General features: G+C 76.5%; 17 protein-coding genes. 7 read left to right on the plus strand and 10 right to left on the minus strand.

Annotated elements, in window-relative coordinates; translation table 11 throughout:
• The 6 genes from ACFP3R_RS32270 to ACFP3R_RS32295 form a co-directional block, all read right to left on the minus strand.
• On the minus strand, positions 1-991 hold a 991-nt coding region (locus ACFP3R_RS32270; protein ID WP_380641673.1), incomplete at its 3' end, for a hypothetical protein.
• Complete coding sequence (locus ACFP3R_RS32275) at positions 988-2,682, minus strand: TOMM precursor leader peptide-binding protein (RefSeq protein ID WP_380641675.1); 1,695 nt, start codon at positions 2,680-2,682, stop codon at positions 988-990. The genes ACFP3R_RS32270 and ACFP3R_RS32275, both read right to left, overlap by 4 nt.
• A 64-nt stretch (positions 2,683-2,746) precedes the next feature.
• Positions 2,747-4,408 carry a hypothetical protein gene (locus ACFP3R_RS32280; RefSeq protein ID WP_380641677.1) on the minus strand — a complete coding sequence of 554 codons (1,662 nt, stop codon included), beginning with the start codon at positions 4,406-4,408 and terminating at the stop codon, positions 2,747-2,749.
• Positions 4,405-5,478 (minus strand): lantibiotic dehydratase C-terminal domain-containing protein, encoded by a 1,074-nt coding sequence (locus ACFP3R_RS32285; protein WP_380641679.1) that lies wholly within the window; start codon positions 5,476-5,478, stop codon positions 4,405-4,407. The genes ACFP3R_RS32280 and ACFP3R_RS32285 overlap by 4 nt, the downstream gene beginning before the upstream one ends.
• Positions 5,475-8,003 carry a lantibiotic dehydratase gene (locus tag ACFP3R_RS32290; protein ID WP_380641681.1) on the minus strand — a complete coding sequence of 843 codons (2,529 nt, stop codon included), beginning with the start codon at positions 8,001-8,003 and terminating at the stop codon, positions 5,475-5,477. The genes ACFP3R_RS32285 and ACFP3R_RS32290 overlap by 4 nt, the downstream gene beginning before the upstream one ends.
• Positions 8,004-8,076: 73 nt before the next feature.
• On the minus strand, positions 8,077-8,247 hold the full coding sequence (locus tag ACFP3R_RS32295; protein ID WP_380641683.1) for a thiazolylpeptide-type bacteriocin: 171 nt from the start codon (positions 8,245-8,247) through the stop codon (positions 8,077-8,079).
• A gap of 339 nt (positions 8,248-8,586) precedes the next feature.
• Between ACFP3R_RS32295 and ACFP3R_RS32300 the strand changes: the two genes are divergently transcribed.
• Positions 8,587-9,369 carry an AfsR/SARP family transcriptional regulator gene (locus tag ACFP3R_RS32300; protein ID WP_380641685.1) on the plus strand — a complete coding sequence of 261 codons (783 nt, stop codon included), beginning with the start codon at positions 8,587-8,589 and terminating at the stop codon, positions 9,367-9,369.
• A gap of 43 nt (positions 9,370-9,412) precedes the next feature.
• Here the strand turns inward: ACFP3R_RS32300 and ACFP3R_RS32305 are convergent, their stop codons facing one another.
• From ACFP3R_RS32305 to fxsT, 3 genes are all read right to left on the minus strand, one after another.
• Positions 9,413-9,568, minus strand: coding sequence for a hypothetical protein (locus tag ACFP3R_RS32305; RefSeq protein ID WP_380641687.1), 156 nt, complete (start codon positions 9,566-9,568; stop codon positions 9,413-9,415).
• Positions 9,569-9,732: 164 nt separating this feature from the next.
• Positions 9,733-11,217 (minus strand): protein adenylyltransferase SelO, encoded by a 1,485-nt coding sequence (locus ACFP3R_RS32310; RefSeq protein WP_380641689.1) that lies wholly within the window; start codon positions 11,215-11,217, stop codon positions 9,733-9,735.
• A gap of 57 nt (positions 11,218-11,274) precedes the next feature.
• Positions 11,275-13,545 (minus strand): FxSxx-COOH system tetratricopeptide repeat protein, encoded by a 2,271-nt coding sequence (gene fxsT, locus ACFP3R_RS32315; protein ID WP_380641691.1) that lies wholly within the window; start codon positions 13,543-13,545, stop codon positions 11,275-11,277.
• Between the two features lie 184 nt (positions 13,546-13,729).
• Here fxsT and ACFP3R_RS32320 point away from each other — a divergent pair, with 184 nt between their 5' ends.
• Positions 13,730-14,362 carry a restriction endonuclease gene (locus tag ACFP3R_RS32320; protein ID WP_380641693.1) on the plus strand — a complete coding sequence of 211 codons (633 nt, stop codon included), beginning with the start codon at positions 13,730-13,732 and terminating at the stop codon, positions 14,360-14,362.
• A gap of 13 nt (positions 14,363-14,375) precedes the next feature.
• Here ACFP3R_RS32320 and ACFP3R_RS32325 read toward each other — a convergent pair whose 3' ends face one another.
• The gene (locus tag ACFP3R_RS32325; RefSeq protein ID WP_380641695.1) at positions 14,376-14,921 is read right to left on the minus strand and encodes a CGNR zinc finger domain-containing protein; all 546 of its coding nucleotides are present in this window, start codon (positions 14,919-14,921) and stop codon (positions 14,376-14,378) included.
• 103 nt (positions 14,922-15,024) lie between these two features.
• Between ACFP3R_RS32325 and ACFP3R_RS32330 the strand changes: the two genes are divergently transcribed.
• From ACFP3R_RS32330 to ACFP3R_RS32350, 5 genes are all read left to right on the plus strand, one after another.
• Positions 15,025-16,278, plus strand: a complete 1,254-nt coding sequence (locus ACFP3R_RS32330) for an MFS transporter (RefSeq protein ID WP_380641697.1) — start codon at positions 15,025-15,027, stop codon at positions 16,276-16,278.
• 174 nt (positions 16,279-16,452) lie between these two features.
• Positions 16,453-16,692 (plus strand): phosphopantetheine-binding protein, encoded by a 240-nt coding sequence (locus ACFP3R_RS32335; RefSeq protein ID WP_380641699.1) that lies wholly within the window; start codon positions 16,453-16,455, stop codon positions 16,690-16,692.
• Complete coding sequence (locus tag ACFP3R_RS32340; RefSeq protein WP_380641701.1) at positions 16,689-19,787, plus strand: non-ribosomal peptide synthetase; 3,099 nt, start codon at positions 16,689-16,691, stop codon at positions 19,785-19,787. The genes ACFP3R_RS32335 and ACFP3R_RS32340 overlap by 4 nt, the downstream gene beginning before the upstream one ends.
• Positions 19,784-20,446 carry an alpha/beta fold hydrolase gene (locus ACFP3R_RS32345; RefSeq protein WP_380641703.1) on the plus strand — a complete coding sequence of 221 codons (663 nt, stop codon included), beginning with the start codon at positions 19,784-19,786 and terminating at the stop codon, positions 20,444-20,446. Before ACFP3R_RS32340 ends, ACFP3R_RS32345 begins: the two co-directional genes overlap by 4 nt.
• The gene (locus ACFP3R_RS32350; protein WP_380641705.1) at positions 20,439-21,179 is read left to right on the plus strand and encodes an SDR family NAD(P)-dependent oxidoreductase; all 741 of its coding nucleotides are present in this window, start codon (positions 20,439-20,441) and stop codon (positions 21,177-21,179) included. Before ACFP3R_RS32345 ends, ACFP3R_RS32350 begins: the two co-directional genes overlap by 8 nt.
• Positions 21,180-21,185: the final 6 nt, after the last annotated feature.

The raw sequence follows: 21,185 nt of genomic DNA on the forward strand, positions 1-21,185 counted from the left end.
CGCCGGCGGCGGCCGCGCACACGTGCTGGGCGGTCGCGCCCGCCGCGCGCAGCAGCGCCCGGTAGCCGTCGGGACCGTCGGCGGCCACCGCGGCGGCCGGGTCGCCGGTCGTGACCAGGGCGAGGTTCACCGAGGCGACGTGGAAGGTGCCGGGCGGGTGCCCGAACACCGGCTGGAGCCGGGCCACCGCCGGTCCGGGCTCGACCAGCCGCAACCCGCCCGTCACGGCGTACCAGCCGTCCTCGACGCCCGCCACGTTGCGCACGGCCAGCCGGTGCCGCAGGTCGTCGCGCGCCGGCGAGCCGGCCGGCGGGTCGTTGACCGCCTCGACCACGGCGTGCAGCGCGCTCGCGGGCAGCGGTCGGGGATCGGCCGCGATGCCGCGCGGCCCGACCCCCGAGCTGCGGCGCGGGAGGGGTGCGGCCGGGTCGCCGGTCTCCCGGTCCGAGGTCACGGTGACGGTCGTGCCGGTGGCGCGGGCCCGCAGGCCCAGGCGGGCCGCGTGCTCGACGAGCGCCGCGGCCACGTGCCCCACCTCCAGCTCGGTGAGCACGTCGCCGAACTCGCGGTAGCCGGGGGAGAGGCGGTCGCGGCGGCGGACCAGCTCGACCCGTGCCGCGCCGTCGGGCGCGGGCGGTTCGTCCCCGACCAGGGCCCGGCGCACGGGGTCCAGCGGCCACCGCCGCGACCCGACCGCCAGCACCAGGTCGACGGTGCCCGCGGCCCGCGCGGAGGGGTAGGCGCGGTGGTCGTTGTACTGGTTCCACGGTTCCCAGCGCAGCGGGGTGGCCACGTCGGTCAGCAGGTGCGCCAGTGCCGCGCCGAAGCGGCCGTGCGCGGCCAGCGCGGTCAGGGGGACGCGTGGTCCCGGCGTCGACCCGGCTCGCGGTGACGCCCCGGGCTCGACGACCCGGCCGGGCCCGTGGGCGTAGGCGGCGGCCAGCGCGGCGTCCCGGGGCGGGGCGTCCGGGTTCACGTCGTCCGGGTTCACGGGAACGGGTGGGGCAGCGGGGGACCGGCCGGGCGCAGCCGGGGGAGGCCGCGCGTGCGCCGGTTCAGCTCGCCGAAGGTCATCGGCACGGTGCCGGGCACGATCACCTTCGCCGAGTGCAGGCCGAGCCGGTCGCGCACCACCGGGTCGCTCTGGTCGACCGCGATCACCTCCAGGTCCAGCGCCGCCCACCGGCGCACGTGGTGCTCCAGCACCGCGTCCAGGTCCTCGCGCGGCACGTCGGGGACCACGGGGTCCACCTCCGGGCCGGGCACGAGGAAGTCGTACCGGTCGACGGCCTCCGGCAGGCCGTTGACGTTGACGTGGTCGTCCATGGTGCGGACCAGCCGCGGGTCGCGCAGCAGCCGCCGCAGCCGGTCCGGGTCGAAGTCCCCGGGCTCGGCGCGGTAGCGCTTGGCCCCGGCCTCCACGTCCATCACCACCTCGGCCGCCGCCGAGCGCATCGCCGCGTCCGGGTCGAGCCCGGCGCCCGCGGCGAAGAACGCCCGGGGCAGGCGCGGCCGCGGCGCGGTGCAGCGGGCCAGCGAGAGCACTGCGGGCACGCCCAGGTCGTTGGTGGCGTCGTAGAGCTCCAGGCGGTAGCCGAGCTGCTCCAGCCGGTCCGCGAGGTGCGCGGTGACCTCGTCGCGCACGCGCAGGCGCGGCAGCCGCACGCGGCCGTACCAGGCCATGAGGAACGCGTCCCGTTCCGCGACCTCGAACAGCCCGTGCAGCACGGCCTCGGTGAGGCTGTTGCCGGTGCCGCAGCCGTTGGACGTCTCGTCGACGAACCGCGACCCCTCGGCCGGGCCCCAGTAGGCCACGTGCTCGGGCACCGCCACCGGCCGGCCGCGGGTGTAGGACCAGCCGTGCACCCAGCGGGTCCGCGCGCCCGGGTGGTACGGCGCCACGTGCGGCGACGCGTGGTCGGGCAGGCCCAGGCGGGCGGGGTCGAGCGCGCGGTCCCCGAGTTCGGCGTACGACGCCTCCAGCACCGTGGTGACGCGCCGGGGCCGCAGGCCCGCGTGCCGCTCCACCGCCTCGTACAGCGCGACGCGCTCGGCCTCGGCGTAGTCGGCGGTGCGGCCGAACCCGGCCTGCCCGCCGACCAGTTCGGCGCTCACCGCCGCCACCGCCAGGTCACCGATGCGGTACATGCCGCCGACCGGGCCGTGCCGCAGGTCGAACAGCTCGCGGTGCAGGGCGTCGCCGCCGGTGCGCGGGTTGGGGCCGCGCAGCGTGCCGGGGACGGCGGGGACGGGCGCGCGGACCACCTCGGCGGCGCCCGGCGAGTCCTCGGGCAGCGGGCCGCACGTCGGGCAGCCGCCGGGCCGGGGGCGCACCCGGTGCTCGCCCAGGGTGGCGAGGTCGGTCCGCAGCGCCAGGCCCCGGTCGCGGTGGGCGTCCCGGTCGGCCAGCACGCGGTCCACCAGCGCCGCCAGCAGGGGCCGCAGCGCGGGGGAGGCGAGGCCGCCCAGCCGCAGCCGACCGTCGCCGCGCGGGGCCGACGCGCCGAGCGCGGCCAGGCGGGCGTCCTCCGCGCACCGCACGCACACGCCGCCGCCGGCACCGCCGACCACCGGTCCGACCAGGACCAGGGCGCCGTCGAACCGCACCGGCAGCACGGGGCCGTCCGCGCCGACCCGGTCCAGGTCGTCGATCGTGTAGTCGACCAGCTCCAGCACCCTCACCGGGTCGCCCCCGGCACGGCGAGGCCGCCAGGCCGGTGAGGTGCGGGGGTGGTTCGAGTCGGGTTCACCGGGTTGCTCCCGGCACGGCGAAGGCCACCAGGCCGGCGGCCTCCAACACCGGCCCGAGGCGCACCGGCTCGGCCTCGCCGACGAGCGCGCGCAGGCCGTCCTGGAAGGCATCCTCGCCGTCCCGCAGCCCGTGGGGCCAGTGCCAGTCGCGGTTGGTCCACGGCGCGGCGGCCCCGTCCGGCGTGGCGAACGGCGCCGCTCCGCACAGCACGACCGGGCCGGGCACCCCGGCTGGTGGCCGGAGGGTCCGTGCCTGCCCGGCCTGTGCCTGGTCGGCTCGGGGCGGGCGGGTCCGTGCCTGGTCGGCCTGCGCCCGCCCGGCGGCGGCCAGCGCGGCGAACGCGACGGCGTCGGCGGGCCGCGCCTCGACGGCCCAGGACAGCTCCTCCCCGGCGGCCCGCACCACCGCCCGGACCACGCCCGGACCCACCCTGGTCACCTCCACCGCGGCGGGCAGCGCGAACCGGAGCACCACGGCCTTCCACCAGCGGCGGGCGGTCGGGTCGGCGGACCACTCGTCCTCGGTGACCGGGGTGCCGGGCAGGTGCCGGGCGGCGGTGCGCAGGGCCAGGCCCAGGGCATGCGCCCGGTCCGCGCCGAGCACCGCGCCCGCCGGCGCGAGTTCCCGGGCGGCGCGCAGCAGGGCGTCGAGCCGCGCGGCGTGCTCGGTCGTGCCGAAGCCGACCGCGTTCCCGGACGCGGCCAGCTTGACCGGCAGCTGGGGCAGGTCGCCGGGCAGCGGGGTGGGCACCGGGCCCAGTTCCCGGTCGCCCAGGACCTCCAGCAGGGTGCCGTTGGGCTCCCGCGGGCGGACCGCCGACAGCCACGGGTGGTACTCGGCGCGCAGCGGGTCCACCCGGGCGACCAGGACCGCCTGGTGCGGCGGCCCGGTCGGGGGGACGTCGCTCCACATGTCGACCACCTCGGTCGCCGGGTCGGGCAGGCCGCCCAGCGCGCAGACCAGCCGGTGCGCGGCGGCCGACCCGACCAGCGCGGCCAGCACCTCCGGCGGTGTCCCGGGAGCGCCCGCCAGCCGGTCGGCCAGCGCCGCCGCGTCGGCCACCACGTCGGCGACGGGGCCCGGCGCGACCGCGAAACCGACGGCGGCGGCGTACCCGGCGGCGACCACGTGCGGGCCGGCGGTCAGGAGCAGGCCCGCGCCGGGGCGGACGGGGGCGACGTCGAGGCCGGCGGCGGTGAGGGCGCGGTGGGCGGCGGCGGCCGGCGCGCCCTCACCGGTGACCACGGCGGTCGTGGAGCGCAGCCGCCGCCACGCCTCCAGCGGTGACGCGGCCACCGACTCCAGCCAGCTCGCGATGTCCGGTGGTGGTGCGCCGAGATCCCGGTGGGACGTGCCGCCGTCACCAGCACCGCCGTCGCCCCACCCGGCGGGCACCTCCACCAGCAGGTCGTGCTCGCGGAGCTGGCCGATGATCAGCTCCAGCGCCCGCGCCACCGCCGGCGACGCGTTCTCCGGCACCGCCAGCCGCTCCGGCGGCACCCCCTCGGCCAGCGGACCGGCCAGGCGCTCCCAGATCGTCCACAGACCCCGCCCGCCGTCGACGGTGAAGCTCGACCGCCACCCCCGCACGTGCAGCCCGGTCGCCGTGGGCGTCGCGTGCGCGATCGGGCGCAGGCGCAGCAGCACCCCGCTCACCGGTCCACCTTCACCATCCGCGCGACGTGCTCGGACCAGCCCAGCCCGGTGATCCGCTGGACCGCCCGCACCACCAGGCTCGCGGCCAGGTAGCGCTCGACGGGCGTCACGTCGCACACGGCCAGCAGCTGGTAGAGCATGTTGGTGCCGAAGCGGTAGACGGTGACGGGCCGCCGGTAGTCCGGGTGGTCGAAGTCGACCTCCCGCAACCTGAGGTGGTAGTCGCTGACCCGGTCCTGGTGGTCGCGGTGCCAGCGCCGGACCGCCTCCGCGCCCAGCTCCAGGGCGCGCTCACCGAGCTGCTCCGGGTAGGCCGTGGGCAGCCCGCCCCGGTCGAACACCTCCTCCACCAGCGCGCGGGACCCCTCGGTCCACGCCACCCACGGTGTGCTCACCGAGCCGTCGGCGACACCGCGCACGGTGCCCACCACCTGGTCGGCGTTGCGCTCCCACACCCGGTCGAACCGGTCGCGCAGCACGCCGTCCGGGTCGCTGTGCAGCAGGAAGTCCTCCAGGTGCGAGAGGAACGAGTGGTAGCCGTTGGCCAGGCCCGCCGGGAACCGGCTCGCGTGGGCCGCCATCGCGACCAGCGCCAGCCGCACGCGGGTCTGGCTGGTGCCCGTCACGGCCACGGCGTCGCGCACCGCGGGCACGCCGAGCCGCAGGCACCGGGTGCGCAGGTCCACCAGCGGGTCGGAGCCCAGCAGCTGCCGGACGGCGGTGAGGTCGGTCGGCTCGACGACCACGGTGTTGTCCGGGTGGATCGGCTCGTAGGGCGGCGGCACGAGCTCGGCGATCCCGTTGCGCTCGGCCTGGGCGAGCAGCCCGGCCCGATCGAAGTCCACGGTGGACGGGTGGTCGGCGAGGTGCGCGCGCAGCCGGTCCGCGACGAGCGCGGCGGTCTCGTCCGGGCCGTCGAGCCGCACCCGCACGTGCGGCCCGTGCAGCCAGTGCCGTTCCACGTGCCCCACCGCGCCGCGTTCCCGCGCCGCCGCGAGCGCGGGCAGCACGGCGTCGCGGAGCAGGGGCGCCTTCACCGGGTCGTGGTAGTAGCAGACGACGTCGATCACGAGGCCCTCCAGTAGGTTTCCGCGATCAGCTCGACCACCCGGCCGTCCGGCGACCCGGTGCCGGGCACGGGCAGCGCCTCGGTCAGCCGCACGCCGTCGGGGAACCGGGCCAGCAGCCGGGGCAGGCAGCGCAGGTGCAGCGGGTCGCCCAGGTCGGCGTACTGCGGCTTGCCCGCCGTCAGCGCCCGCCGGTAGGCGTCGGCCGACACCGGTCCCGGGTCCGGTCCGACGAAGACGTGCTCCGGCAGCCCGTGCCGGGCGCGCAACCGGGCCACGTCCAGCGCGGCCCGCTCCTCCGCGCCGATCGCGGGCGGCGCGGGGAAGTCCCACGACCGGCGCGCCAGCACGACCTCGCCGAAGGTCAGGCGGCCCCGCGCGGTCACCCCCCGGTGCGTCCGGGCGGGCCGCAGCGCGTCCAGGTCCACCCAGCCGCAGGCCAGGTCCGAGTACAGCGGCGCCTGCCGGTCCGGCAGCGCCGGCGCGATCAGGAAACCCAGGTACAGCACGTCGAGCGGGACGCCGCGGTGCGTCACCCGGACCTCGTCGGCGACCGGGTCGTGCCGCACGTCCAGCTCGTCGGCGGGCAGGTCGGCCCAGCGGGCGTCCTCGCCGACCTCGTGGGCCCCGAGCAGCGGGTGGAGGTTGGCGTTGAAGCCCTGCACCGGGCGGAACTGCACCGGGTGGTCGGTGTAGCGGCGAACCTGGCGGGTGACCGCGTCGCGCGCGCCGGGCAGCAGGTCGAGGAAGCGGCTGGTGAACTTCCCGAACCCGGCGTAGACCCGGTTGACCACGAGCCGCCCGTCCGGGGTCGGCTGGGCGAAGAAGCCGTACGAGCCGGCGCGGCCGGTGGCCCACGCGGGCAGCAGGTCGGCGGCGGTCGCCAGCACCTCGTCGGTGACGACGCCGTCGTGGACCTGCCCGGCCAGCTTCTCCCGGATGTTGAGGACCACGCGGACCCCGGGATCGCCCACGGCCTCGGCCGCCCCGGTGCTCGTCGAGTCCTGCCACGCCAGGACCAGCGGCCCGGAGCAGTCGGCCAGGCTCGCGACCCCGCCCTCGCCGAACCGCTCGACGAACCTGGTCCGGATCAGCCGGCGCAGCAGCACGTGCTGGTCGAACGCCGCCAGCAGCGGGGTGAGGCGGGCCAGCGCGGGCGCGGCGCCGGGAGGGACGGGCACCGGTTCGGGCAGCACCACGTCCTCGACCACGGGGGTGACCCCGGTCAGGTCCGCGCCGATCCGCTCCCCGAGTTCGCGCCAGCCCTGGGTCAGGTCCGTGAGCACGGCCGTGCGGGTCGGCGGGTCGGCGGTGGCGAACGCGGCGGTGGTGGCGGCGAGGGAGGTCAGGCGGCGGGCGGTGTCGGCGAAGCGGCCGCTCGCCGGCTCGTCGGCTTGCTCAACGGTGTCGGCCCGCTCACCGGCCTCTTCGGCCGCACCGGCATCCTCGGCGCGCGCGGCGAGCCACGCGGCCAGCGAGCCCAGCGCGTCCGGGTCCTGCGGGTGGACGGGGGACACCGGCACCAGCAGCCCCAGGTCCCGGGTCTTCGCCACGAACCCGCGCGCCGAGCGTTCCGCGTCCTCACCCGTCAGCCGCGCCGCCAGCGCCCCGGCGACCCGGTCCGGCGACACCCCGTCGGGCCCGGCCTCCCGCACGGTCGCGACCACGAACCGCAGCGGCCCGGACGCGGCGAGGTCCACCTCCTCCTCCCGCACCACCACGGCGCGGCCGACGCCCTCCACCGGCGAGTCCCGGCGGAACAGCAGCCGCCCGTCGCGTTCCCGCAGCGCCGGCGCCAACCGGTGCGGCAGCCCGGGACCGAGGGCGTCCACCACCCTGGTCACCAGCAGGCGGTGCGCGGCCGGGTGCGACACCGGCGGCGCGGCGGGCCACGGTCCCTCGCCCCACACGCCCCAACCGACGTGCGTGTACCAGGACAGCGGGCTGGTCTTGGCGGTCGCGCGCAACGCGTACCGCAGCACCGCGGGTTCGACCTTGCGCGCCCGGCGGTCGGGCTCGCCGCGGCCCCGCGCGGTGCGGTCCAGGCCGTGCAACAGGTCCGGGCCGGTCAGCGCGCTCGCCCGCCGCAGCGCGTCGGCCGCGCACACCTCCGCGAGCCACGCCCGGGACGCGGCCAGCTCGCGCGGCCACGCGGTCACCGCCTCGTCCACCGCCCGCACCAGGTCGGCGTGGGCCGCCAGCCAGTACGCCAGCAGCGGCACCCGTTGCGGTAGGTCGCCCAGCTCCGCCACGACCCGGGGTCCGGGCACGCGGCCGTTGTGCACGTCGCGGCGCAGCGGCAGCACCACCCGCCGGTGGAACTCGGCCGGGTGACCGGCGGCGCTGTCGTGCAGGGCGTCGGCCAGGTCCGGCGCCAGCGCCGCCACCCGGGCCTCGGCCGCCACGACCTGGCCCAGCCCGGTCCGGAAGTCCGTGGTACCCGGTCGTCGGTGCGGCAGCGCCGTCACCCGGACCAGCGCGTACGGCGCGAGTTCGGTCGTGGTGCGGCCCGTCGCGCTCCCGGTCATCCGGTGCTCCCCCCGGTGTGGGCCGGGAGCGCCCGCGAACGGGCGCCCCCGGCTCGAATCCGCTCCTGCCCGGTCAGCTCGGCAGGTGCGGCAGCTGCGGCTGCTGGCAGCAGCAGCACGAGGTGCTGCTGCACGAGCACGCCGCCGCCGAGGCGCCGGTCTCGGGCAGCGCGACGGCGTCGCGCATCGCGGTGACGGCCAGGTCACCCAGGTCGAGTTCGGAGTCGTCGAAGGTCAGGTCCACGGGTCGTGTCCTTTCGGGAGTGCTTCGGCGACGCGGCCGGGCGATGTGCCGACCCGGGACCGCCCGCCCTGTCGGGTGGTGCGATCACCCGCCCCGGAGCCGTCCCGGTGACCGGCCCGCCCCGCTCGCGGCGGTGCGGTTCTCCGAATCGGGTTCGTTCGGGGTCAACGGGCACCTCCTCGGGACACGGGCGACGGGCCGGACGATTCCACCTGCCGGTATACGTCCGGTATGCGTTTCCGGGCGAGGTAACGCACTCCGTTCGGTGTGGCGCCGCGCACCTCCGGGTCCGACATACCGTGTGCGGTGACGGGTCGGGCTGAGGTGGGGAGCGCTGGGATGTCGGTTCGGTCGACGGTGCGCGTGCAGCGGGAGGTGGACGTCCGGCTGCTGGGCGGCTCCTCGGTGAGCGGACCGACCGCGGGCGGCGTGGTGCCCGGTGGCGTGAAGACGCGCACGCTGCTGGTGGCGCTCGCGCTGGACGCCGGCACGGCCGTGTCGACCGAACGCCTGCTGGACTACCTGTGGGAGCGGGAACCACCGCGCAGCGCCGTCAAGAACCTCCAGCTGTACGTGTCCCGCCTGCGCCGCTGCCTGGACACCGCGAACACCGGCTTCGCCCGCCTGCTCGTCCACGTCGGCCACGGCTACCGGCTCGACGTGCGCCCGGAGGCCGTGGACGCGCTGTGGGTGGACGGCCTCGCCCGGCGCGGCGCGGCGGCACTGCGGCAGGGCGACCTGCCGACCACGGTGGCCGCGCTGACCCCCGCGCTGGCCGGCTGGCCGGTCGACGGCCTGGCCGGGCTCGTGCCCTCGGGCCCCGCCACGACGGTGACCGCGCTGTGGCGGGAGCGCAGGCTCGCCGCCGTCGAGCACCTGGCGACCGCGAAGACCGAGCTGGGCGCGTGGGCCGAGGCGGCCGACCTGCTGGCGCCCCAGGCGTCCGCCCACCCCGCCCGCGAGTCCTCGCAGGTGCTGCTGATGCGCGTGCTGGCGCACCTGGGCGACCGCACGGGCGCGATCGGCGTGTACCGCCGGCTGTGGCACGTGCTCGACTCGGACCTGGGCATCAAGCCCGGGGTCGAGGCGCGGGCGGTGTACGAGGAGATCCTCGGCGACTAAGCGGTGCCGTTCCCACGGCGGACCGACCCGCCGAGGCGCACCGCTAGCCGCCGCACCTGGTGACCAGGTACGAGGGGCTCATCCGGCGCATCGCGGCGGCCAGCAGCCACAGGCCCGGGAGCACGACGGCCCACGCCCACCACGGGGCGGCGGCGGCGCCCAGGCCACCACCGACGGCCACCCCGGTGACCAGCTGCACGCCTCGACGACGGCTCGCGGTCAGGGGCCCGCACGGAGTGACGGGGTCGGATCGCACACCGCCATCGTCCCAGCTCTCCGCCGACCGGACCAGTACCCCATCGGGCTACCCCCACCGGGTCGTCGCTCGTGCGCGGCCGAACCTCCCGACGCCTGACCGCCGGCTCAGGTCCCGCAGAACGTCCGGTAGTCCGCGCCGAAGTCGGCCGGGGCGGGCTCGGCGTAGCGCTCGAAGCCGGGGCGCTCGTCGTAGGGCGAGGTCACCGCGTCCAGGAGGCGTTCCAGCGGGGCCCGGTCACCCCCGGTCGCGGCGGTCAGCGCCTCCTCGACCAGGTGGTTGCGGGGGATGTGGACGGGGTTCACCCGGTCCATGGCGTCGCCGTCCGGGCCCAGGGCCCGCCAGCGGGCGATCCACGCGTCGATCCCGGCCAGGTCGAGGAACAGCTCGCGCGCCGGCCCGGTGTCGCCCCGGGCCGCCGCGCCCAGGCGGCGGTGGCACGAGGTGTGGTCGACGTGGTTGTCCCGCATCAGCGTCAGCAGGTCGTCGACCAGCGGCGCGACCACCGCGTCCGTCCTGTCCGCCGTGTCCGCCGGGGTTGCGGACAGGCCCAGCTTGGCCCGCATCCCCGCCGACCACGCGGCGTCGTACCGGGGCCGGAACGCGCCGAGCGCCTCGACCGCCACCGCGACCGCCCGCTCCTGGTCGTCGGCGAGCAGGGGCAGGAGGGCCTCGGCCAGGCGGGCGAGGTTCCACTCGGCCACCAGCGGCTGGTTGCCGTAGGCGTAGCGCCCGCCCTCGTCGATGGAGCTGTAGACGGTGGCCGGGTCGTACGCCTCCAGGAACGCGCAGGGCCCGTAGTCGATGGTCTCGCCCGAGATCGTCATGTTGTCGGTGTTCATCACCCCGTGGATGAAGCCGACGAGCATCCACCGCGCCACCAGCGACGCCTGGGCGGCCACCACCGCCTCGAACAGCGCGAGGTACGGGTTGTCCGCCCCCGCCGCCCCGGGGTGGTGCCGGGCGATCGCGTGGTCGGCCAGCCGGCGCAGCAGGTCGACGTCGTCGGTGGCGCGGGCGTACTGGAAGCTGCCGACGCGCAGGTGGCTCCGCGCGACCCGCGCGAGCACGGCCCCCGGCAGCGCGGTCTCGCGGCGCACCGGACGACCGGTCGCCACCACGGCCAGGGAGCGGGTCGTGGGGATGCCCAGGGCGTGCATCGCCTCGCTGATCACGTACTCGCGCAGCATCGGCCCGACCGCGGCCAGGCCGTCGCCGCCTCGGGAGAACGGCGTGCGCCCGGAGCCCTTCAGGTGCAGGTCGCGCGGGTGGCCGTCGGTGTGGGTCAGCTCACCGAGCAGCAGCGCCCGGCCGTCGCCCAGGCGCGGGGAGTAGTGCCCGAACTGGTGCCCGGCGTACGCCTGCGCCACCGGGGTGGCGCCCTCGGGGACGTGGTTGCCGACGAGCAGGCGCACCCCTTCGGGACCGCGCAGCCAGGCGGGGTCCAGGCCCAGCTCCGCGGCCAGGGGCTCGTTGAGCACGAGCAGGTCCGGTGCGGGGAACTCGTCGGCGCGCCAGGGGAGGGCCAGCTCGGGGAGCGCGCGGGCGAAGTCGTTGCCCAGGGTGGTGGTCGGGGGCGGTGCGGTGCTCACGTTCCCAAGGTACGCGCGTGCGCCGACCTGCCCGGGTGGTCGGCGCCGGACCACCCGCTACGGCGGGGGCGCGTCGTCGGGGGACGGGGAGGTGGGGGCGACCGCGTCCGGGCCGTTCGAGCGGCGGGTGCCGGCGAGGTTCTCGCGGTAGAGCTTCGTGTCCGGGTGGTCGGGACCCAGGACGCGTTCGCAATCGGCGACGGTGGATTCGTACAGCGTGATCGCGCGTCGGGGGTCGCCCGCGCACCAGTGGCTGAAAGCGATGTTGTTGCGGGAGGCGAGGGTGTCCGGGTGGTCGGGGCCCAGGACGCGTTCGCGGTCGGCCAGGACGCTCTCGTGCAGGCGGATCGCCCGCTGGAAGTCGCCCACCGCCCGGTAGGAGGTGGCGAGGTTGTTGCGGGTGATCAGGGTGTCGGGGTGGTCGGGGCCCAGGACGCGTTCGCGGTCGGCCAGGGTCGCCTCGTGCAGCGGGATCGCGCGCCGGGGGGAACCCGCGACGGAGTAGGCGCTGGCGAGGTCGTTGCGGGACAGCAGGGTGTCGGGGTGGTCGGGGCCCAGGACGCGTTCGCGGTCGGTCAGGGTCTTCTCGTGCAGCGGGATCGCGCGCCAGGGATGACCGGCGAACAGGTAGGCGGCGGCGAGGGTGTCCTGCGCGGTCAGCGTGTGGGGGTGGTCGGGTCCGAGGACGCGTTCGCGGTCGGCCAGGCACGCCTCGTGCAGGGGGATCGCCCGGTGGAGGTCGCCGGCGAACCGGTAGACGTAGGCGAGGTCGTTGCGGGCGGTCAGCGTGTCGGGGTGGTCGGATCCGAGCAGTCGTTCGTAATCGGCGGCGGTGGATTCCCGCAGCGCGATCGCGCGTCGGAGGTCACCCACGAACCAGTAGGCGTAGGCGAGGTCGTTGCGGCTGGCCAGCGTGTTCCGGTGGGTGTGCCCGAGGATGCGCTCGCGGCCGTGCAGGGCTCGGGTGAAGTAGGCGAGAGCGGTGGCCGAATCGCCCTGGCCGACCAGGTAGCGGCCGAGGTGGGCGAGGAGGTCGCAGGTGTCGCCGGTGTCCGCCGCGGCGGTGCTGTGGTCGAGCAGGGCTCGGGCGTGGGGCAGGACCAGGCGGTGGTGGGGCCAGTCGGCGGGGTCGCGGGGATCGCGCCCGAGGAGGCCGGTGATCAGCGCGGTGGTGGCGGTGGCGCGGGCCGCGTCGATGTCGCGGGTCCGGCGGTGCGGGTCGTGGGGATCGGGGGTGCGCGTGATGGCCTGCACGAGTCGGTGCACCCCGATGGTGTCGCCGGTGAGGGTGATCATGCTGTGGGCGGCCAGCCTGCCGAGCGCCTCCACCAGGTCGGGCTCGTCGGCCGTGCCGTCCAGCAGCGCTCGCGGCACGGCGTCGGGCGCCCACCAGGCCAGCACCCGCAGCACCCGGCCGGCCAGGGGCGTGTCGGCGAGCCGGTCGAGGGTGACGCGCCAGATCCGGGCCGCGGTGCGCTGGGCGTCCCCGCCCTCGGCCGTCGCGGCGAACATCCGCGCCGGGTACCGGGCGAGCAGGTCCCGGTACCCGGTCGGGGGGATGCGCGCCTGGGCGAGGTAGGCGGCGGCCTGCTCCACCGCCAGCGGTAACCAGCCCAGCTCCGCGCACAGCGCGTCCGCGCCCCGCACGTCGGCGTCGGGCCACTCCGCGCGCACGAGCCCGGTCATCAGCTCCACCGCCTCGGCGGGCGGGAGCACGTCCAGCACCACCGTGCCCACCCCGCGCCAACCACCACCCCGGCGGGACGTGATCAGCACGGTCCCGGTCCGCACCCGCTCCAGCAGCTCGGCGGCGTCCGCCGGGGCGGTGAGGTTGTCCAGGACCAGCAGCCACCCGTCGTGGGTGGCCAGCCAGCGGACGCCCAGCCGCACCCGCTCCTCCGGCGGCAGCCGCGCCGTCTCCGGGACCACGGCCTCGGCCAGCTCCGCCAGCCCGGCGTCCAGCGCGGCCGGCGAGTCCGCCGTCACCCACCAGACCAGTTCGAACGCCTCGGCGCGCACCGCGGCGAACCGCGCGGCCAGGGCGCTCTTCCCGACCCCGCCCAGGCCGTGCACGGCCACCACCGCCGCCCGGCCCGCGCCGGCGACGACCGCGCCCAGGCGCGCCAACTCCTCGCCGCGGCCCACGAACAGCCCCGGTGCGACCGGGACCCGCCCCACCGACGGCGGCGGGGACACCGACTCCACCGCGGGCACCCCGCCCACCACGTCACCGTGGACCGTGATGTCCCGGCCCGCCTGGAAGAGGTTCGCCCCACCGGAGGCCGCACCGGACTGGCCCACCCGGCCGGCCGCGCCTGGCTCCACCACCGCACCCCCTCGGATCGCCGCGCCGGCCCCGCGGCCGGACAACCGCCACCACATCCCGCGCCCGCGGCCGGCCGCAACGCACGATTGCGGTCCCCGCGCCCCGGTGCCCCGGCGACTTTCACCCGACGGGACCTGTCGCCGCCCGCCGGCGCCCCCGCACGCTGGACGGGACGAGGGGGAGTGGATGGGGGCGAAACGGCGCACGCGCGCGAAGCCGAAGGCCAAGCGGCGCGGGGACCGGGTGCCGCTGGTGCCCATCGCGGTCGGGGTCGCGGTGCTGCTGCTGTGGTGGTTCGTCCAGGCGTACCCGGTGCTGTCCGCGGGAATCGCGGGCGCGGGGCTGGCCGTCGGGGTGGCGGTCCTGGTGCTGCGGCTGCGCCGGCGCCGGGCCGAGGTGGTGCTCCAGGCGGAACTGGACCGCGCCGTCGAGTCCACCGACGGCATGAGCGGCGCGGACTTCGAGCAGTGGACCGCCCGGCTGCTGCGCCGGTCGGGGTGCGTGGACGTGGAGGTCGTCGGCGGGTCGGGCGACGCGGGCGCGGACGTGGTGGCCACCGCGCCGGACGGCGGCCGGGTCGTGGTGCAGTGCAAGCGCTACAGCCCGACGAACAAGGTGGGCAGCGAGGCCGTGCAGCGGTTCTCCGGCACCGCGCGGTACTACCACCGCGCCGACCACCCGCTGATCGTCACCACCTCGACGTTCACCGGGCCGGCCCGGTCCGTCGCGGCGCAGGTCGGCATCACCCTGGTGGACCGGCAGGGCCTGGCCGCGTGGGCGCGCAGCGGCGTGGCGCCGATCCTGGTCGACTCCGCGTGACCCGGGTCGCCGGTCAGGCGGTCTCCTCCCGGAGGCGCAGCGCCCGCTGCCGCGCCGAGTAGCGCCGGGACTTCGCGCGGTTCCCGCAGACGCGCATCTTGCACCAGCGCCTGCTGTGGTTGCGCGACACGTCCCAGAAGACCCAGCCGCACACGTCGTCCGCGCACCGCTTCAGCCGCTGCGCCTCGCCGGTGGTCACGAGCGCGGACCAGGCGATGGCCAGGCGCGCCAGGGCCCGGTCGGCGACGGGCAGCCCCGGCGCGGGCACCAACCCGCCGGCGGAGAGGCTGACGAGCACCGGCAGGCCCGAGAGCACGGCCTCGCCCGCCGCCAGCCCGCCCGGTTGGACCTGCCCGAGCGCGGACCGGACGCCGGCGCGCAGGTCGAGCAGCCGGCGGTGGTCGTCGGCGCTCAGCGGCACCGGCTCGTCCACCAGCCCCCGGGCCCGCAGCCAGGCGGCGGCCGAGTCGCTCGCGGCGAGTTCGTCGGTCTCGTCCTCCAGGTCGACGGTGTTGGCGAAAGCCCTGGTCAACTCCGCTTCAGGGGAGGGTTCGATCATGTTTCCCACCAGCTAACGCGGTTGATGGTTACCCCGGACTCCTCTAGGGTAGCCGCTGGAGCAGGAAATGACCGGCTAACGCCATAGGTGGTTAGGGGCAGCCATGACGACCACTGCCGTGCCGGCGGGCATCGACCGGACCAGCACCCGCAACACCGGGGTGCTGGTGGCCTTCACCGCCGTGACCAACCTCGCCGACGGCGTGACCAAGGTGGTCCTGCCGCTGATGGCGACCGCCCTGACCAGCTCCCCGCTCCAGATCTCGGCGGTCGGGCTGACCCTGACGCTGCCCTGGCTGCTGGTGGCCCTGCACGTCGGCGTGCTGGTCGACCGGGTCGATCGCCGCCGCCTGCTGTGGGTCGCCAACGGGATGCGCCTGGTGGTGGTCGGCTGGCTGCTCACCGCGGCGGCCGGGGGCACCACCAGCCTGCCCCTGCTGTACGCGGGCGGCCTGACCCTGGGCGTCGCGGAGGTCATCGCGCTGACGTCCGCGGGCGCGCTCGTGCCCGACGCGGTCGCCCCCGCCGGCCGCGAACGCGCCAACACGTGGGTGGCGGGCGCGGAAACCGTCTGCAACGAGTTCTGCGGGCCCTTCGTGGGCGGCCTGTTGGTCGCGGCGGGCGCGTCGGTGGCCCTGGGCGCCACCGCGGCGGCCTACGTCATCGGCATCGGCGTGCTGGTGTTCCTGGTGGGCAGGTTCCGCGTGGCGCGGACCGGGGACCGGGGGGCGACCTCGGTCCACGGCGACATCGCCGAGGGGCTGAAGGTGCTGTGGCGCAGCCAGGTCCTGCGGCTGATGGCCCTGGTGCTCACCGTGCTGTGCGCGTGCTGGGGCGCGTGGCTGGCGCTGATGCCGCTGATCGCCACGACCACCATGGGGCTCGACCCGCGCGGCTACGGCTTCGTGCTCAGCGCGCTCGGCGTCGGCGGCCTGGTCGGCGCGCTGACCGTGCGCCCGCTCAACCGCCTGCTCGGCCGCCGCACGGTCATGTTCGTCGACCTCGTCGGCACGCTGGCCATGGTCGCCGTCCCGGTGCTGACCACCAACGCCGTGGCCGTCGGCGCCGCCGCGTTCTTCGGCGGCCTGGGCGGCACGCTGTGGACGGTGAACTCGCGCACGATCACCCAGTTGCTCGTGGAGCCGGAGATGATGGGCCGCTTCAGCGCCGCCCTGCGGCTGTTCAGCTGGGGCGCGATGCCGGTCGGCGCGGCCCTCGTCGGCGTGCTGGCCGAGTGGTTCGGCTTCCGGGTCGCCTTCGCGGTGTTCGCCCTGGCCACCCTCGCGCTGATCGTGCCGTTCCTGCGCACGTTCACCCCCGCCGTGCTGAACCGCATCTACACCCCGACCGACGCCTGACCCGCGGGCCCGAACGGCTCGGAAAAGCATTTCCGGAAATTATTCCAACTGCTCCTATTCGACCATCGGCCGGTCCTATGGAAGCCCCGATCCTCGGTTGAAAATCCCGTCCGAGGACGCGCATCCTGGATTCATCGCCTCCGGTGTTCCCGGACCCACCTGGGAGTTTGGTCGATGGAGCCTGCCGTGCAGATTTTCGCCGAAGACATTGACGCCACGATCCGGCGGTTCGTCCGCGTGCCTTTCACCGACGCCTCGACCCTGGCCGAGATCGGGCTCGACTCGCTGACGACGCTGCGCGTCGTGGCCGAACTCGTGCCCGATCCCGATCGGGAGATCGACCTCGCGGAGCTGGCCGACCTCAAGACGCTGGGCCGGTTCCGGGCCTGGGTCGCCGGGCAGGTGGCCCGGTGACGGCCGTCATCAGCGCCGCCCCGGTGACCGAGTCGCAGCTCGGCCTGCTGGTGGTGCACCGCTCGGTCCCCGTCGGGAACCTCTACACCGTGCTGGTCGAGCTGCGGCTCGACCCGGACCGGTCCGCCGCCGAGGTGCGCGCGGCGCTCACCGCCGTGCTCAACGCGCAACCGGCGCTGCGCCTGGCGTTCCGCGAGCTGCCCGAACCCGCCGCCTGGTTGCGGGAGCCGTTCACCGAGCAGGAGGTCCCGCTGCGGCACGTGCCGGTCGACCGGGACTTCGGGGCGCGCACCGGGCGCGCGCTGGCGGAGCTGGCCGCCGAGGGCTTCGACCCGGGCGAGGCCCCGCTGCTGCGCGCCGTGCACCTGAGCTCCACCTCGGGCGACGCGTCGACGCTGCTGCTCTCCGTGCACCACACCGTCTTCGACGGGTACTCGCTGCAACCGCTGGTCCGCGACCTCGACGCGGCCCTGGCCGGGACCCTGGACGTGGCGGCGGTGCGCCCGGTGCGCGAGCGGGCGCTGCGGCGGGAACTCGACGCCCAGGTCAGGGCCGCCGCCGAGGCCGCCACCGAGGAGCGGGCCGAGGCGATCGCCGCCCGGCTGCGGGGGACCGCGCCCGTGGTGCTGTACCCGCGACCCCACCGCCCCACCACCACCGACTTCCGCGGCGCCCGCCGCGAGCTGCCGCTGTCGGCCGCGGCCTCCGCGGCGGTGGACCGCGCGATCACCGCGCTCGGCGTCACCCCCTTCACCTTCTTCTCCGCCGTCTGGTCGGCCGTGCTCGCCCGCCACGGCGGGACCGACCGGGTCACCTTCGGCAGCCCGCTGATGGCGCGGCGCACCCTCGCCTCCCACGACCTGTGCGGCTTCTTCGTCAACACCCTGCCGCTGGTGGTGGACGTGGACTGGGACCGGGCGTTCGCGGAGCACGCGCGCACCGCGGTGGACCGCGAGGTCGACGCGGTGCGGCGGGCGGTCACCGTGCCGTTCGGCCGGGTCGTCCGGCACGCCGACCCGGACCGCGACGGCGCCCGCAACCCGCTGTTCTCCGCGATGCTCGCCATGCAGGACTCGACCGCCACCCCGCCCGGCTCGGCCGTGCGCGCGGTGCGCGAGCACGGCACCGGCACCGCGAAGTTCGACCTGTGGCTGGGGGTCACCCCCACCCCGGACGGCTGGGTGCTGGAGCTGGAGCACGACCTCGACCTGCTGCCCGAGCCGATCGCCGGTGCGGTCGAGGACTCCCTGCGGCTCGCCCTCGACCGGGCCGCCGCCGACCCCTCGACCCCGCTGCGCGACCTGTTCGACGACGCCTCGGCGCGGGAGGCGCGCCACACCGACGGGTTCCGCCGGGAACCGCCGTGCGCGGACCTCGACGGCTGGCTGGCCCGGGTCGCCGCCCGGCGACCGGACGCCGTCGCGGTCGAGGAGGAGGGCCGCGCCCTCACCTACGCCGAGCTGGGCCGCGAGGTCGCCGCCGTCGCGGCCGGGCTGCGCGGGCGCGGCGTCGCCCCCGGCCGGGTCGTCGGCCTGACCACGACCACCCTGGTGGACACCGTCGTCGCGGTGCTGGCCGTGCTGCGGCTGCGCGCCACCTTCCTGCCGCTGGACCCGGCGCTGCCCGCCGAGCGCCTGGCCTACGTGGTGGGCAGGGCCGACTGCCGCATCGCCGTCGGCGGGGGAGACCCCGGCGTGCCGGTGTTCCCGGTGGCGGAGCTGCGCGACACCGCGGCCGGCGCCGGCGACCCCGGCGCACCGTCCGAAGAGGACGGTGTCTACGTCATGTTCACCTCGGGCTCGACCGGGAACCCCAAGGGCGTCCTGATGCACAACCGCCCGCTGGTCAACCTGACCGCGTGGCAGCTCGACGCGCTCGACATGGACGAGGGCACCCGGTTCCTCCAGTACGCGCCGCTCGGGTTCGACGTGTCCTTCCAGGAGATCGTGCCGACGCTGGCCGCGGGCGGCACGGTGGTCTCGCGCGACCCGGCCGACCGGCGGGACCTCCCGGCCGTGGCGCGCCGGGTGCTCGACGCCGCGGTCACCCACGTCTACCTGCCGGTCGCGGCGCTGCGGCCGTTCGTCCAGGCCGCCGAGGGGCTGGAGTTCGGGCACCTGCGGTACGTGTGCGTCTCGGGTGAGCAGCTCGTGCTGGACGACGTGGTGCGGGAGTTCTTCGCCCGGCACCCCGGGGTCCGGCTGGTCAACCTCTACGGCCCGACCGAGACGCACGCGGTGACCACCCACCGGCTCTCCGCCGAGGACCCGCACTGGCCGGCGCACGTGCCGATCGGCGTGCCGCTGACCGGGGTCACCGCCCAGGTGGTGGACCGCACCGGCCACCTCGCGCCGCGCGGCGTGGCGGGCGAGCTGCTGCTGGGCGGGGACTGCCCGGCCCTGGGCTACGTCGGCGAGCCGGGGCGCACCGCCGAGCGGTTCGTCCCGGACCCGCGCGGCACGACCCGCTACCGCACCGGCGACCAGGTCCTGTGGGACGCCGACGGCGTGCTGGTCTTCCTCGGGCGCGACGACCACCAGGTGAAGATCCGCGGCCACCGCGTCGAACTCGGCGAGGTCGAGGTCGTCGCCCAGCGGCACCCCGGGGTGCGCCGGGCGGTGGCCGTCGCGCGCGGCGACGGCGCGGACCGCCACCTGGTGCTGTTCGTCCAGGGCGACGTCCCGGACCCGGAGGCCCTGCGGCGGCGGCTGGCCGACGCGCTGCCCCCGTACATGGTGCCGCTGCGCACCTTCACCGCGGCCGAGGTGCCGCTGACCGGCAACGGCAAGGTCGACCGCGCCGCTCTGCTGCGGCGCGCGGACGCGGCGGCCGACGAGCGGGGACCGGACCGGGGCGGGCGCACCACGCCCGACGACCCGCTGGAGGCGGAGCTCCAGGCCCTGTGGGCGGAGCTGCTGGACCACCCCGCGCCGCCGCTCGACCGCTCCCTGCTGGAGGTCGGCGCGCACTCGCTCACCGTGCTGCTCGCGCTCGGCCGCGTCGAGCAGGAGCACGGCGTGCGCGTCCCCTTCCTGGACTTCTTCCGCGCCCCCACCGTGTCCGCGCTGGCCGCGCTGGTCCGGGGGCTCCGATGACCACCGCGCACCGGACGGACCTGCTGGTGCCGCTGGCCGCGGGCGACGGCGCGCCGACCCTGCTGCTGCACCCGGCGGGCGGCGGCGTCGGCCCCTACCTCGGCCTCGCCGCCGAACTGGCCGCCCGCGGCCCGGTGCACGCGGTCCGCGCGGCCGGCCTGCTGCCGGGCGAGCGCCCCGACGACGACCTGCCCACCATGGTCGAGCGCTACGCGGCCCTCGTCGACCGACCACCGGCCCTGCTGCTCGGCTGGTCCATGGGCGGCGTGCTGGCCTGGGAGCTGGCCGCCCGGTTCGCCGAGCGGGGCGCCCGTCCCGCCGTGGTCCTGGTGGACAGCACCGCCGACCCCGAGCCGGGCGACGACCGGCTGCGCGAGCAGGTGGTGGCCTCCGCCGGGTTCGCGCCCACCGAGGACGCCCGCGAGCGCGTCGCCGCCGTCACCGACGCCCACCTGGGAGCGATGAGCCGCCACCGCGTGCGCAGCCGCTACGACGGACCCGCGCTGCTGGTCCGCTGCCCCGACAACACCGACACCCGCTGGCCCTCGCTGGCCCGCGACCTGCGCACCCGGCACCTGGCCTGCGGCCACTTCGAGGTCTTCGACCCCGAGCACCTGGCCACCCTCGTCACCCACGTCAAGGAGTTCCTCGATGGTTGACCGGCTCGCCGTGGTCAGCGGCGGCACCAGGGGCATCGGCCTCACCCTGACCACCCGCCTGGTCAAGCTCGGGTACCGCGTCGTGGCGCTGTACCGGGGCGACGAGGCGGCCGCCGAGCGCCTGGTGGCCGAGCACGGCGACCGGGTGGGCGCGGACCGGGTCGACGTCGCCGACCCGGCGGCGGTGACCTCCTGGGCGCACCGGCTGCTCGCCACCCGCGGGACGCCCTCGGTGCTGGTGAACAACGCCGGCGTCAACGTCGACCGGCCGTTCCTGGAGATGTCCGAGGAGGACTGGTCCACCGTCCTCGCCACCAACCTGTCCGGCCCGTTCCGGCTGACCCGGGCGCTGGCGCCGGCCATGGTCGCGGCCGGCTCCGGGAACGTGGTCAACATCGGCGCGACGACCGGCATCCGGCCCCGGCTCGACGGGGCGAACTACTGCGCCAGCAAGGCCGGCCTGCTCCAGCTCACCAAGTGCCTCGCGCTGGAGCTGGCGCCGACCGTGCGGGTGAACTGCCTGATCCCCGGCATGACCGACACCGACGAGCTGCGGACCCGGTTCCGGCTCGACGACCCCGACCGGCTGGCCGCCGTGCTGGCCGAGATCCCCCGACGACGCCTCGGTTCCCCCGACGACATCGCCGACGCGCTGGAGTTCCTGGTGAGCCCGAACAGCGGCTACCTGACCGGCCAGAAGCTGATCGTCGACGGCGGCCAGTTCATGTGGTGAGGAGAC

Source organism: Saccharothrix lopnurensis (assembly GCF_042658445.1).
Classification (GTDB): domain Bacteria; phylum Actinomycetota; class Actinomycetes; order Mycobacteriales; family Pseudonocardiaceae; genus Actinosynnema; species Actinosynnema lopnurensis.

Excerpts from the sequence above, each read along its gene's own strand:
- ACFP3R_RS32345 (WP_380641703.1), top strand. The coding sequence starts at position 19,784 with ATGACCACCGCGCACCGGACGGACCTGCTGGTGCCGCTGGCCGCGGGC.
- ACFP3R_RS32350 (WP_380641705.1), top strand. The coding sequence starts at position 20,439 with ATGGTTGACCGGCTCGCCGTGGTCAGCGGCGGCACCAGGGGCATCGGC.
- ACFP3R_RS32330 (WP_380641697.1), top strand. The coding sequence starts at position 15,025 with ATGACGACCACTGCCGTGCCGGCGGGCATCGACCGGACCAGCACCCGC.
- ACFP3R_RS32320 (WP_380641693.1), top strand. The coding sequence starts at position 13,730 with ATGGGGGCGAAACGGCGCACGCGCGCGAAGCCGAAGGCCAAGCGGCGC.
- ACFP3R_RS32325 (WP_380641695.1), bottom strand. The coding sequence starts at position 14,921 with ATGATCGAACCCTCCCCTGAAGCGGAGTTGACCAGGGCTTTCGCCAAC.
- ACFP3R_RS32335 (WP_380641699.1), top strand. The coding sequence starts at position 16,453 with ATGGAGCCTGCCGTGCAGATTTTCGCCGAAGACATTGACGCCACGATC.
- ACFP3R_RS32290 (WP_380641681.1), bottom strand. The coding sequence starts at position 8,003 with ATGACCGGGAGCGCGACGGGCCGCACCACGACCGAACTCGCGCCGTAC.
- ACFP3R_RS32300 (WP_380641685.1), top strand. The coding sequence starts at position 8,587 with ATGTCGGTTCGGTCGACGGTGCGCGTGCAGCGGGAGGTGGACGTCCGG.